Source organism: Mesorhizobium sp. P2_F7, from assembly GCF_056403695.1.
The window spans coordinates 582978-595189 of the sequence record NZ_JBFUFA010000001.1; the positions used below are offsets into that span (position 1 = coordinate 582978).

A 12212-nucleotide genomic window follows, 5' to 3' on the forward strand; every position below is an offset into this window, starting at 1 on the left:
ACAGAGCGCATTAAGGAGAGTCGGGGCTCAGGTCCCGGCTCTCGCGCCTTGTCCGGAATTGCCGAAGCGTTGGTGTTGTAAGCAGTGTCGTGTGAGCGAGGTTTAGGATGGACTGGAAACCCTCGGAGCATGATCGGGTGAGCGCAAGCAAGGATGCCGTGGCCTGCGAATTCGGCAACGGCCTGGCGCTGCTCGATATGCGATCCAACATCTATTACAGCCTGAACAGCGTCGGGGCCTATATTTGGGAACTGATCCAGGAGCCGAAGCCGATTGCGGAAATCCGCAACGCCGTGCTCGAGCGCTACAATGTCGAGCCCGAGCGCTGTAAAGCCGATGTCGACGGATTGTTGAAAGGCCTGGCGGATGCCGGGCTTGCGAGGCTCCATGATGAGGAACTTGTCTAGAGTTCTCTCGCTGAGCGGGCCGGAGATGCTCTTTCTCGCCCACTGCCTCGCGGTGGTCGTCGCGGTGCGGCTGGGGCTGACACTGTTTTCCTACAACAGAGTGCGTCGGGTGGTGACGCGGCTCGACGCGAGCGAGCCGGCCGGCATCGGCGATCTCAGGCGCGTCGCCTGGGGCGTTGCCGCCGCGGCGCGCCTGGTGCCGGGGGCAAGCTGCCTCACCCAGGCGCTTTCCGGCCAGTATTTGCTTGCCAGCCAGGGCAACGCTTCGAAGATCCGCATCGGCATCGAGCGCGATACCGGCACTGAATTGAAGGCGCATGCCTGGCTGGTCAGCGGCGACCATATCGTGCTTGGCGGCTCGCTTGGAAGGTTTACCCATCTCGTCGACCACGGCCAGTGACCGATGAGCGGCGTCGCCGGAATTCTGCTCAGGCAGGAAGGCAAGCCGGCGGCCGCGGCCGATATCCAGCGCATGCTTGCCCGCATGCAGCATCGCGCGCCTGACGGCAGTTCGTGGTGGATGGATTCTGGCATCGTTCTTGGCCACGCCTGGCTCAACACCACAGATGAAGCCGGCCCCGGCCCGCTGACGATGGCCGGCGGCAAGCTCGCGATCACGGCGGACTGCCGGCTGGACAATCGCGACGAATTGCTGGCCAGGCTCGGGATCAGGGACAGCTCTGTTGCCGACGCGGTGCTGTTGATGCGCGCCTATCTGCGCTGGGGCGAAGCCTGCCCCGAACATCTGCAAGGCGATTTTGCATTTGCCATCTGGGACGGCGAGCGCCAGCAGCTGTTTTGCGTGCGCGACCATTTTGGCGTCAAACCCTTCTACTACCATTCGAGCGACCAGCGCTTCGTCTTTGCCTCCGAGATCGGGCCGATCCTCGATGTCGGCGGCGTCGACATGCGCATCAGCGAGCACCAGATTTCGGGATTTCTGGCCGGGCTGCCCGACGATCCGCAATCGACCGCCTACGCCGACATCTTCCGCCTGCCGGCGCGCCACAGCCTGACGGTGACCGGCAACCAGGTGGTGTTGCGCCGCTACTGGCAGATCGAGCCGTCGCGGAGGCCGATGCACGCGGACGCGGCCGAAGAATTCCGCCATCTGTTTTCGCAATCGGTCCGCAACCGCATGCGTGGCACGCCGGCGGTCGGGGCGATGCTGAGCGGCGGGCTCGATTCCTCCTCGATCGCCTGCGTGGCGGGCCTGCAGAATGCCGCGCAGCGAAAGCCGAGGCTGGCGACCTTCTCATTGGTGTTCGAAAAGGGCTCACCGATGGACGAGCGGCCTTTCATCGAGGCGGTGCTTGGGCAGCAGAAGGTCGACGGCACCCTGATTTCGGTCGGCAATTACGCGCCCTTCGCCGAGTTCGAGCGCATCCTGGAAGAGCAGGAAGAAACGTTCCTGGCGCCTGGCCTGTCGTTGACCCGCGATATCTACAGAACCGCCGGCGCCAAAGGCATGAAGGTGCTGCTGGACGGCCATGGCGGCGACGAGGTGGTTTCGCAGGGCCACGGCCATCTGCACGAACTCGCCGATGCCGGCAAATGGATGGAGCTGTGGCGGGAACTGCGCAGCGCCTCCAACACCTATGGCGACGGCATGCTCGGCCTCTACTACCAGTTTCTCACCCTTTATGGGCCGGCCTGGCGCATCGCGAAAATCAGGCGGTTCGCGAACCGTGCGCTCAGCAAATTGCGGCGCCATCCCGCTGGACGGCCGGCGACAAGCTGGCGCGGCCTGATCAATCCGGATCTGGCGAGGCGGACGGACCTCGTCGAGCGGTTTCGCCGGGCCGGCTACATGCCGCCCGCGGTCAGCGCCAGCGAGACCTTGACCCATCGCTGGCTGCTGTCGAACGGCATGGTGCCGCACGCTTTCGAGGTTCTCGACAAGGCCGCCGCCAATTTCGGCGTCGAGCCGCGCTATCCCTTCTGGGACAAGCCGCTGGTCGAGTTCTGCCTGGCGCTGCCCGGCGCGGAAAAGCTGAACCAGGGCTTTGGCCGTTCGGTGCTGCGGCGCGCCATGGAAGGCATCCTGCCGCCAGCGGTGCAATGGCGGCGCGACAAGATCGACTTCACCTCCAATCTGGTCAAAGGCATGCTGGGCAACCACCGCGATCTTCTGGACAGGGTGCTGGTGAAGGACGCGGATCGGATCGCACCCTACGTCAACCTGGCGGCAGTAACCGCCGCCTATGGCCGCATTTCGAGCCAGCCTGAGGCCGCCACCTTGCCCGATGTCCAGTATGTCTGGCGCTCGATTTCGCTGTCGCTGTGGCTGCGGCAGGTGCAACAGCGCGGGAGCCACGCATGATGCCGGCCAACATGTCGGTCGCCGCCGATGACCGGCATCCAAGCGCTGCCCGCGCGCAGCACTTCTACAGGGCTTATGGCCTGACGATTGCTTCGCAGATAGAATTGCCCGAACTCGAGCCGAGCGCGCCGGCCTCTGTCGATGTCCTGATCACGGTCGGCCCGATCGACCGGCCAAAACCCTCGCCCGAGACCGGAACCGCTTTCCGCTTCGAGCCGCGACAGCAATATCTCGCGTGGCAGACGGTCGGCGCCTTCCTGATCACCGACGCCTGCCGCATCGAGGTCGAGCCGGCGCCTGATGTCGACGATGCGCTGCTGGCGTTTCCGCTGCTCGGCCCGGTCATGGCGCTGCTCCTGCATCAGCGCGGCCTGCTCATCCTGCATGCCAGCGCCATTGCCGTCGGCGGCAAGAGCGCTGTTTTCATGGGCGACAAGGGCGCCGGCAAATCGACGACGGCGAGCGCGATGATCCGCGCCGGACATCGCTTGCTGACCGACGATGTCGTGGCGCTCGATCTCACCGAGCAGCCGATGATCGTTCCGGGCTTTCCGCAACTAAAACTCGCCGCCGATGCCGCCGCCGCCATACCGCTCGGCCAAGCAGAGATACGTCCGCAGGTGCATGCGGCCATCGACAAGATGCAGCATCGCCTGCATGGCGGGTTTTCGGCAGATGCGGTGCCGGCGACGCGGATCTACATCCTCGAGCGCGGCGACAAGGCCGCGATCACGCCGCTGCCGAGCATCGGTGCCCTGCCGGCAATCATCAAATTCTCCTATGTGACGCGGTTCGGCCGTCCGGCGCTCGTCGGCGATTTTGCCACGACGCATCTTCGCCAATGCGCGGCGCTGGCCAGCCAGATCGGCGTCTGCCGCCTCGAAGTGCCGACCGGGCTTGAGCGCATCGACGAAGCCATCGCCCTGATCGAAAACGATCTGGCGGCCGGCAACCGGCTGCGGTGACGAGACATGTCGGCATCGAAGATTTTTGAGCTGTCGTTCTACCGTGACGTTGCCGGCTTAGGCGCCGTCATGGCCAGGATCGGCGGGCGCAGAACGCTGACGGCGCTGCTGTTCCTGATCCTGGGAAGCCTGACCGAAGGCATCTCGATCCTGCTTCTGGTGCCGCTGCTGCATCTGGTCGGACGGCCCGAGCAGAATTTTGCGGTCAATCTGCCGAACAACGAGTTCGTGCGCTGGCTGGCGCCGGACGGGACGCTGCAATTGACGACGGTGCTTTGCCTGCTGGTCGGGCTTGTCGCGCTGCAGGCGGCGTTCAACCGCTACAAATCCGTCTACATGGCGCGCCTGCTGCTCGACTTCATCAACCGCCTGCGGATGAATTTGTTCGAGAGCATTGGCAAGGCGCGCTGGGCCATTTTTGCCCGCATGCGCAGCTCCGATCTCGACCATGCGCTGACCGGCGACATCGACCGCGTGCAGTCGGCGGCGTTCTCGCTGCTGATGCTGGTGCAGATCGCAGTGCTGTCGGCAGGCTATCTCGTGGTGTCGCTGTTCATTTCGCCTGTCATGACCGCGTTCGCCATCGTCATCGGCATAATCATGTTCCTGGCGCTGCAGCCGTTTCGGGCGCGGGCCAGCGCCTTCGGTCGGGTTTTGACCACCAATCGCCAGGAGCAATACCGCACGGTCTCGGAGTTTCTCGGCGGCATCAAGGTGGCCAAGAGCCTGAATGTCGAGGCGACTTATTACGCGCAGCTTCGCGCGACGCTGGAGAAGATGAAGGCCGACAACATCAATTATGTCCGCAACAGCACCATCGGCACGGCTTTGTTCCAGGTCGCCAGCGTCATCGGTCTCAGCCTGTTCATCTATGTCGCTTTGGTCCGCTTCAATCTCTCTCTGGCGGAGATCGTCGTGCTGCTTTTGGTATTCATGCGCATTGCGCCGCGCTTCATGGATATGCAGATGCAGGCGCAGCAGGTGCTGATCAACCTGCCCGCCTACGCCTCGATGCGCGACATGCAGGCGCGTTTCGATGCCGAGCGCGAACCGGCGAGCGCGGAATCCGACGCCAAGCTGTCGCTCGATATCGGGCTCAACATCCGCAATGTTTCCTTTGCCTATGAGGCCGGCGGCAAGCCGGTGGTGAGCGACGTCACCTTCGGCCTGCCTGCCGGCAAGGTGACGGCGCTGATCGGGCCGTCAGGTTCGGGCAAGAGCACGCTTGCCGACATGCTGCTCGGCCTGCTTGAGCCGAGCGCGGGCAAGATCCTCGCCGACGGGGTCGAGATCAGTGCTGCCAACCGGCGGCGCTGGCGCGATCAGGTGGCCTATGTACCGCAGGACGTGTTCCTGCTGCACGACACCATCGCCGCCAACCTGCGGCTCGCCGCGCCGCAAGCCAGCGACGAGGAACTGTGGGCCGCGCTGCGCTCCGCGCATGGCGCCGACTTCGTCGAACGGCTGGAGCTGAAGCTCGACACGGTGGTCGGCGATCGCGGCGTGCGGCTTTCGGGCGGCGAACGCCAGCGCATTGCGCTCGCGCGCGCGCTGCTGCGCAAGCCCTTGCTGCTCATTCTCGATGAGGCGACCAGCGCGCTCGACTGGCAGAACCAATCCCTGATCGCCAAATCGATCGATGGGTTGCGCGGTTCGATGACGATCCTGACCATCGCGCACAGGCCATCGATGATCGCCTTCGCCGACTGGGTGGTTGCGATCGAAACCGGCCGGATCGTCGAAGTCGGGCAATATCAGAGGTTGAAGGCGAAGGCCGGCAGCCGCCTGTCCAAAATGCTTTCAGGCGAGCAATCAGAACCGGAGCCGGCCGAGGCAAGCTGAGTCCGGCTGCAAGAATATCCGAGGCCGGCACTGCGCCGCCCTCAGCCTGTGTTCAATGCACGCTGCGCCTGGCCGAGAGCTTCTCGCGTTCAGCCGCCTTGTCGGTGCCGAGGCTTCTTTCGGCGTCGCGAGCCTTGTCGGCCGTTGTCGGCGCGCTCCTGGCGATCATCACATAGACCAGCAGGAAATAACCGATCTGGATGAGGACAGCGCAGCCGATGACGCGAAGCACCGTTGTGGTGACCGTCGCGCCGTCGGCATAGGACCACGCGACTACAATCGCGAGGGCGAAAACCATTCCGATGACGAATTTTGGTAATGACATGATCGGCGGCCCGTCAACCGGCCCGAGCATGCAAAAGCGATGACTTACCCACCCGAGTATCTCCCCATTCGCCATGCGAGCTTATTCAGCTGCTCTTTTTCGGCCGGTTGCTTCCGGCCTTCCCAACCCATCCAGACTCTAACAGAAATAATTTGCGACTCTATTAAGGCGCGAAACTGACAGCAAGGGCAACCGGGGATAATTTTCAGTCCGCAAGGGCGCTGGACTCTGCCATGCTGCGATGCACACGCAGGGGTGGTGGCCTAACTCACCACGCAATTTATGCTGCAGTAGAATGTATGGTGTTGATTAGTATTTTATTTGATTACATTAGCAAAACGATGGATTCAGAAATCAGTTAAAGCCATTCTCTCTGAGGCAAAGGACGATTCGCCCAAAATCGGCCCCAAAACGGCACTGCATTTTCTTGTGTTGCTCGTTGTTCGTCACAAACGTGCCATAAAGGGCAAAATTTGGGCAGGAGACGTTTATTATTTAGTCAATTCATGACGTGACTATTTCACTCGTATGGGAAATTGTGTGTTGCGCTGCAGCATTTTTTTGGTATCGTGACATAAACCATCCGTTCAACGTATGGAGCTTTTGCATGAGGGATGTTGCCAAGTCGGCCAATGCGGCATTTTCGCAGGTCGGCGTAGATTTTCCGCCACCAATCGGCGGGCTGCTAAAGCGCAGTTTCGATATTTTCGGTTCACTTGTCGGCCTGGTGGCGCTCAGCCCACTGTTCCTGATGGTGGCCCTTCTGGTCAAGCTTTCCGACGGTGGCTCGATCTTCTACGGACACAAGCGAATCGGACGCGGCGGGCGGATTTTCCCCTGCCTCAAGTTCCGCACCATGGTCGAAGACGGCGAACGCGTGCTGACCGCTTATCTGGCGGCCAACCCGGAAGCCAACGCCGAGTGGATCGCGACCCGCAAGCTGAAGAACGACCCGCGCGTCACCCGCGTCGGCGCAGTTCTGCGCAAGCTCAGCCTCGACGAACTGCCGCAGATCATCAACATCCTGCAGGGCGACATGAGCCTTGTCGGGCCTCGTCCCGTGGTGCGCGACGAGCTTGAGATCTATGGCAGTGCTGCGGTCTATTATTTGAAGTCGCGGCCGGGCCTGACCGGGCTCTGGCAGGTCAGCGGACGCAACGATGTCTCCTATGACAGCCGCGTTGCGTTCGATCGCCACTATGTCGAGAACTGGTCGCTATTCGAAGACGTTCGCATCATCCTCAAGACCGTGCCTGCGGTATGGATGTCGCGCGGTTCCTACTGACCGACCGCAACGGGTCAGTAATCGGGCCGGTCCGGCCCGAAGCCAATCCGGCCCCAAGCCATGCGGCGACGGGTCGGTCTTGCATTGCAGCCGCGGTGGTCAACCGCGGCGGCGGGCCTATCGGGCGGATGGGGCCAAAACGGATCGGAAACGTTCAGTTGAAAACAGACATATCAGCGTATTTTCGCCTTGCCGGCCCGATGCGGCCGSCACGACTCGTCGCCACGTGCCTCGCACTGTCGCTCACGGTTCCGGCCATGGCCGACGAGTACCGGCTCGGCTCGCAGGACAAGCTCAACATCCGCGTCGCCGAATGGCAGACGGTTGAAGGCACGTTCCGCGACTGGTCGGCGGTGAACGGCGAATATTCGGTCGGTCCGGCCGGCAATTTGTCGGTGCCGTTCGTCGGCGAATTGCCGGCTGCCGGCAAGACCACGTCGGAGATTGCGGCCGCCATCAGCGTCGCCTTGCAGCGCAAACTTGCCTTGTCGGACAAGCCGGAAGCCTCGGTGGAAATGGTGCAGTTCCGGCCGTTCTATATCTCGGGCGAAATCCAGTCGCCTGGCCAGTTCCCCTATGTGCCTGAGCTGACCGTGTTGAAGGCGATCAGCATCGCCGGCGGCATCCGGCGCAACGCCGACTACGGCTCGCAGCTCGGCAAGGACCTGGTCACCGCCAAGGGCAATTTCGACATTTATGACGACCAGCGCGTGCGGCTGATCGTCAGGCGTGCACGCATCGATGCCGACCTCGCCGGACAGGCGAGCTTCGAGGCGCCGAAAGAGGTCGAGGGCGATCCGCGCTTGCCGACCATCGTCGCCGACGAAATGCAGATCCTGACCTCCGACCAGAAGGCGTTGAAGCTGAAGCTGCAGGCGCTCGACGATTTGAAAGGGGTCCTGCAGTCCGAAATCGAAGCGCTGCAGAAAAAGATCGTCAACCAGCAGAAGCAGGTCGACCTGGCGCAGCAGCAGGCGGACAGCATCGGTCCGCTGGCGCAAAAGGGCCTGGTCGCCAACGCACGCCTGCTGTCCTCGCAGCAATCGGTCACCGACCTGCAAGGCAAGATCCTGGACTATGAGACGGCGATCCTCACCGCCAAGCAGTCGATCAGCAAAGCGACGCAGGACGCCATCGATGCCCAGAACACGTTGAGCTCGAGCCTTGCCGCCGACCGGCAGCAGGTCGAGGCCGACCTGAACGAGGCGGCACTCAGGGTCAACATGCAAAAGGGGCTGATCACCCAGGCATCGGATCCCGCCACGACTGCCGCCATCACAAACAACAGCGAAGAGCCGACGCTCACCTATTCGCTGGTGCGCGTTGCCGACGGCAAGACCAGCGAGATCGACGCCAAGGAAGACACGCCGGTGCTGCCGGGCGACGTCGTCAAGGTGAAGCTGGCGCCGACGGCCAGCCAGTAGCTCTCGCCGCTCGGGCTCGCGCGACGAGACTGACACGACGGGGCAGGAGGAATGCATTCGGCTCGTTCGCGCCAAGGGCGCGGGCGAGCAATTCCGTTTCGACCGCTTGAAGGCATCCCATGCAACCCGCCGCCCCGCGCCACGTCTACCTCAATCTCGACGCCATCCGCGGCGTGGCGGCGATCAGCGTGATGCTCTACCACTTCTCGCCGTTCCTGGCCGACGGCAAGGTGCTGCCGTCGAGCTATCTGGCGGTCGACCTGTTCTTCCTGCTCAGCGGCTTCGTCATCGCGCATGCCTATGACCGCAAGATCGAGAACGGCATGGGTTTCGGCACGTTCGTGGCGATCCGCCTGATCCGTCTCTACCCGCTTTACCTCGCCGGCACGCTGCTTGGCTTCTTCTATCTCATGGTCAAGAACCGGCTGATCCCGGCCGAATACATGCCGCTGTCCGAGATTGGCACGATGCTGACGACGGGCATGTTCTTCATCCCGCTGGTCAGCGATGCCTATCACACCATCTTTCCGCTCAATCCGGCGTCGTGGTCGCTGTTCTTCGAGCTGATCGTCAACATTGCCTATGTCGCCGTCTTCGTCCTGCTGACGAAACGCGTGCTGGCCGGGCTGATCACCGTCAGCCTCGCGCTGCTGGTGGTCGCCTCGATCGTGGCCGGTACGCTCGACTTCGGCATGACCGGCGCGACCATCATCAGCGGGCTGCCGCGCGTCTGTTTCTCGTTCTTCTTGGGCGTGCTGCTTTGCCGGTCCATGGCGCGCTATCAAAGCGGGCTTGTGTTCCTGCGGCATGGCTGGTGGGTCGAGGCCGCGATCGCGCTGACGCTTGTCGTTTTCGCCATCGCACCGGACGGCGGCGCGCGCGTCGCCTACGATCTCGCCTGCATTGTCTTCGTCTTCCCGGCCCTGGTGGTGGTCGGCGCCGTAGCGCCGACGGCTCCACGCCTGTCAGGCCTCTATGGCTGGCTTGGGCGGATTTCCTACCCGATCTACATCATCCACACGCCGATGCTGATGATCATCGCCGGCGCCGGCAAGGCCGCCGCGATCGACCCGTTCGCGCACCATCCCTGGTTCGGAATCGTCATGGCGGCTGCGGTCATCGTCATCGCCGACATCGCCACGCGGATCTATGACGAGCCGTTGCGGCGTTTCCTGCAACGGCTGATGCTGCGCAAGCGGGCCGTCGCCTAAATCGTCAGACGCGGGCCGGCATGCGGCCGTTGGCGGCCTTTTCGTCCTGCACCGGAGCATAGGTCCTACTTGCCCTGGCGACCGGCACCGGGCGCAGCTTGAACAGGCCGTAATAGACGATGAACGAGGCCATGAAATAGGGGCCGAGGATCTCGACCTCGAAGAAGGAGCGGATCAGCATCATGCCGACCGCGCCAGCAAGCACCACCGAATCGGCACTCCAATCGCCGAACACCACTTTCGAGACATGGCCATAGAAGGAGCGCAGGATGATCAGCGCCAGCATGACCACACCGACGAAGCCGAGCTCGACCAGCGTCTCGATATAGGTGTTGTGGAAATGGAAGCCGGTGCGGGTCGAGATGTAGAACTCCGCCCATAGGCGTTCCGGATCGGCAAAGCCCTGTATCCAGTAGGCGGCATAGCCATAGCCTAGCAGCGGACGCTGCTGTGCGGCTTCCCAACCCTGTTCCCAGAGATAGGTGCGGCCGGTCAGCGTCGAGTCCTTGCCGAAGATGCCGAGCACGACGTCGAGCAGGCCGAGGTTGAGCGCAGCCACCACACCCGCCACCAACGCACCGGCGCCGACGACGAACAGCACGCGGCGATAACGGCGCGACAGGACCTTGCTCATGGTGAGCAAGGCAACGACGCCGATCACCGCCGGCAGCGAAGCAACCGACGTCGCCGAATGGGCGATCGCCAGCAGATAGACCGACAACAGCATGATCGGCGCGGTCCACACGAAGCTCATCCAGTTGCGCCGGTAGAAGGCCAGAAAAGCAAGGCAGAAGAAGATGCCCAGCGAGGCGAAGAAGCCGATCTGGTTCTTGGAGCCGAAGGCGCCGACGAAGTTGGTGGTGCCGTCGATGGTGTCGAGCGCATAGGCGCCGACCTTCAGCGAGTAAAGCAGCACGATGAAGATGCCGATCAGCGAGCCCAGCACCAGTGTGCGTGTGCTGATGGTGCGCGCAGCGATGTAGGCGCACAGGATGTGCGAGAAATATTGCAGCCCCGCCCGCGCGCTGGTGCCGGCCGCCTGCGACCAGAACAGCGAAAGGCAGACATAGGCCGCAAAAAGCAGCGGCAGCCAGGCGCTGGAAAGATCGCGCGCGAAGCGCCGGTAGTCGACGAACAGCAGCGGCAGCCACACCAGATAGTAGGCCAGGATCAGGATCTGGCCGAAATTGGTGGAATAGGCGAAGGCAAAGACCGACACGGCCACGGCAAAGGCGGCATAGGCCCTATTGTTGTCCGGATCGATCAGAATGGATTTCGGGATTTTCATGCCGGATCTTTCATCCGTTGGTCTCGGAAGCGGGCGCAAACGCCCACAGCGGCTTTCCGGCACCGATTGTGCACTGCAGCATAATCTAGCGCCCTATCGCCGGCGGCTCAACGGAAATGTTGTCACGGGCAAAAGGCGCGCCAGCCAAAACGACCATGCAACAGCCAAGTGGCCTGAATACGGCCTGCTCCCTCAAAATCCAGGGAGTGGCGGCTACCACAGCGCTCCGCCGGTGACCTGAATGTTTTCCATGGTGATGCCCTTGGCCAGATCCGAGCACAGGAACACGGCGAGTGCCGCGATCTCCTGCGGCTGCAGCAGGCGCTGCTGCGGATTGCCCTTGGCGATCTCGGCCATGGCTTCCTCGGCCGTACGGCCCTTGCCCTCACGTTCGACGACCTGCGCCACGTTGCGGCGCATCAGTTCGGTCTCGACCCAGGTCGGGCTGATCATGACGCAGGTGACGCCGTGCGCAGCGCCCTCCAGCGCCACGCAACGGGTGAGGCCGAGCAGGCCGGCCTTGGAGGCACAATAGGCCGGGTTGTCCTTCCAGCCGACGGTGGCGGCGGTCGAGCCTATGTTGACGATGCGGCCCCAGCCGCGCTCGATCATGCCGGGCAACAGGGCGCGTGTGACGCGGAAAGCGCCGGTCAGGTTGGTGTCGACGATCTTGTCCCATAGCGCGTCGGAATGGCCGCAGACCGGCTGCTCGGCAGTGGTGCCGGCGGCATTGACCAGGATGTCGGCGGGGCCGATGGAGGCTTGCGCGTCAGCCGCAAACCGGTTGGTCACCTCCCTGTCGCGGACATCGAGATGCGCCGCGTGAACCCTGGTGCCATGGGCCGAAAGGGCGGAGCGCACGCGCTCGATTTCGTCGGCGCCCGGGTAGTAGGCGGCGTCCGATCTATCGGCGTCGGCGGGCGCTATGTAGGAGCCGACAGCGACATTGGCGCCAGCTTGCGCCAACGCCGTGGCAATGGCGAAGCCCATGCCGGAGAATCCGCCGGTGACGATCGCGCTGCGGCCGGAAAGGTCTGTCATGGGTGGCCGGTCTCCGATGCCGAAATCCGATGCGCTATTCATAGGCCGGCTCCGGCAAGGAGCGCTACCTTGCCGGCGACATGGTCACAAAATCAGTTTCC

The 12212-nt window shown here is 63.0% G+C and carries 11 protein-coding genes; 8 read left to right on the top strand and 3 right to left on the bottom strand.

Annotated elements, in window-relative coordinates; translation table 11 throughout:
- Positions 1-137: 137 nt before the first annotated feature.
- From AC1DZ8_RS02670 to AC1DZ8_RS02690, 5 genes are read left to right on the top strand one after another with little or no spacing between them, the layout of a single operon-like run.
- The gene (locus AC1DZ8_RS02670) at positions 138-407 is read left to right on the top strand and encodes a PqqD family protein (protein WP_477300210.1); all 270 of its coding nucleotides are present in this window, start codon (positions 138-140) and stop codon (positions 405-407) included.
- Positions 400-807 (top strand): lasso peptide biosynthesis B2 protein, encoded by a 408-nt coding sequence (locus AC1DZ8_RS02675; RefSeq protein ID WP_477300208.1) that lies wholly within the window; start codon positions 400-402, stop codon positions 805-807. The genes AC1DZ8_RS02670 and AC1DZ8_RS02675 overlap by 8 nt, the downstream gene beginning before the upstream one ends.
- Positions 808-810: 3 nt before the next feature.
- Positions 811-2730 (top strand): lasso peptide isopeptide bond-forming cyclase, encoded by a 1920-nt coding sequence (locus AC1DZ8_RS02680; protein ID WP_477300206.1) that lies wholly within the window; start codon positions 811-813, stop codon positions 2728-2730.
- The gene (locus AC1DZ8_RS02685; RefSeq protein WP_477300204.1) at positions 2727-3695 is read left to right on the top strand and encodes a phosphoenolpyruvate carboxykinase (ATP); all 969 of its coding nucleotides are present in this window, start codon (positions 2727-2729) and stop codon (positions 3693-3695) included. Before AC1DZ8_RS02680 ends, AC1DZ8_RS02685 begins: the two co-directional genes overlap by 4 nt.
- 6 nt (positions 3696-3701) lie before the next feature.
- Entirely contained in the window at positions 3702-5537 is a 1836-nt protein-coding gene (locus AC1DZ8_RS02690) for an ABC transporter ATP-binding protein (RefSeq protein WP_477300202.1), read from the top strand.
- A 52-nt stretch (positions 5538-5589) separates the two neighbouring features.
- Here AC1DZ8_RS02690 and AC1DZ8_RS02695 read toward each other — a convergent pair whose 3' ends face one another.
- The gene (locus tag AC1DZ8_RS02695; protein ID WP_477300200.1) at positions 5590-5862 is read right to left on the bottom strand and encodes an exopolysaccharide production repressor exox; all 273 of its coding nucleotides are present in this window, start codon (positions 5860-5862) and stop codon (positions 5590-5592) included.
- A gap of 607 nt (positions 5863-6469) precedes the next feature.
- Here AC1DZ8_RS02695 and AC1DZ8_RS02700 point away from each other — a divergent pair.
- The 3 genes from AC1DZ8_RS02700 to AC1DZ8_RS02710 all read left to right on the top strand — a co-directional run bounded on the left by AC1DZ8_RS02700 (position 6470) and on the right by AC1DZ8_RS02710 (position 9782).
- On the top strand, positions 6470-7147 hold the full coding sequence (locus AC1DZ8_RS02700; RefSeq protein ID WP_112560555.1) for a sugar transferase: 678 nt from the start codon (positions 6470-6472) through the stop codon (positions 7145-7147).
- A 200-nt stretch (positions 7148-7347) separates the two neighbouring features.
- Positions 7348-8571, top strand: a complete 1224-nt coding sequence (locus AC1DZ8_RS02705) for a polysaccharide biosynthesis/export family protein (protein WP_477400402.1) — start codon at positions 7348-7350, stop codon at positions 8569-8571.
- Between the two features lie 119 nt (positions 8572-8690).
- Positions 8691-9782 (top strand): acyltransferase family protein, encoded by a 1092-nt coding sequence (locus tag AC1DZ8_RS02710; protein WP_477400300.1) that lies wholly within the window; start codon positions 8691-8693, stop codon positions 9780-9782.
- Between the two features lie 4 nt (positions 9783-9786).
- Here AC1DZ8_RS02710 and AC1DZ8_RS02715 read toward each other — a convergent pair whose 3' ends face one another.
- Both AC1DZ8_RS02715 and AC1DZ8_RS02720 read right to left on the bottom strand, forming a co-directional pair.
- Positions 9787-11070, bottom strand: a complete 1284-nt coding sequence (locus tag AC1DZ8_RS02715; protein WP_477306457.1) for an O-antigen ligase family protein — start codon at positions 11068-11070, stop codon at positions 9787-9789.
- Between the two features lie 213 nt (positions 11071-11283).
- Positions 11284-12111: an SDR family NAD(P)-dependent oxidoreductase gene (locus AC1DZ8_RS02720; protein ID WP_477306459.1), complete on the bottom strand. Its 828-nt coding sequence runs from the start codon at positions 12109-12111 to the stop codon at positions 11284-11286.
- Positions 12112-12212 lie beyond the last annotated feature (101 nt).

Bases quoted from the DNA above. Each gene is read 5' to 3' on its own strand.
- AC1DZ8_RS02720 (WP_477306459.1), bottom strand. From the start codon at position 12,111: ATGACAGACCTTTCCGGCCGCAGCGCGATCGTCACCGGCGGATTCTCC.
- AC1DZ8_RS02685 (WP_477300204.1), top strand. From the start codon at position 2,727: ATGATGCCGGCCAACATGTCGGTCGCCGCCGATGACCGGCATCCAAGC.
- AC1DZ8_RS02715 (WP_477306457.1), bottom strand. From the start codon at position 11,070: ATGAAAATCCCGAAATCCATTCTGATCGATCCGGACAACAATAGGGCC.
- AC1DZ8_RS02710 (WP_477400300.1), top strand. From the start codon at position 8,691: ATGCAACCCGCCGCCCCGCGCCACGTCTACCTCAATCTCGACGCCATC.
- AC1DZ8_RS02680 (WP_477300206.1), top strand. From the start codon at position 811: ATGAGCGGCGTCGCCGGAATTCTGCTCAGGCAGGAAGGCAAGCCGGCG.
- AC1DZ8_RS02690 (WP_477300202.1), top strand. From the start codon at position 3,702: ATGTCGGCATCGAAGATTTTTGAGCTGTCGTTCTACCGTGACGTTGCC.
- AC1DZ8_RS02700 (WP_112560555.1), top strand. From the start codon at position 6,470: ATGAGGGATGTTGCCAAGTCGGCCAATGCGGCATTTTCGCAGGTCGGC.
- AC1DZ8_RS02695 (WP_477300200.1), bottom strand. From the start codon at position 5,862: ATGTCATTACCAAAATTCGTCATCGGAATGGTTTTCGCCCTCGCGATT.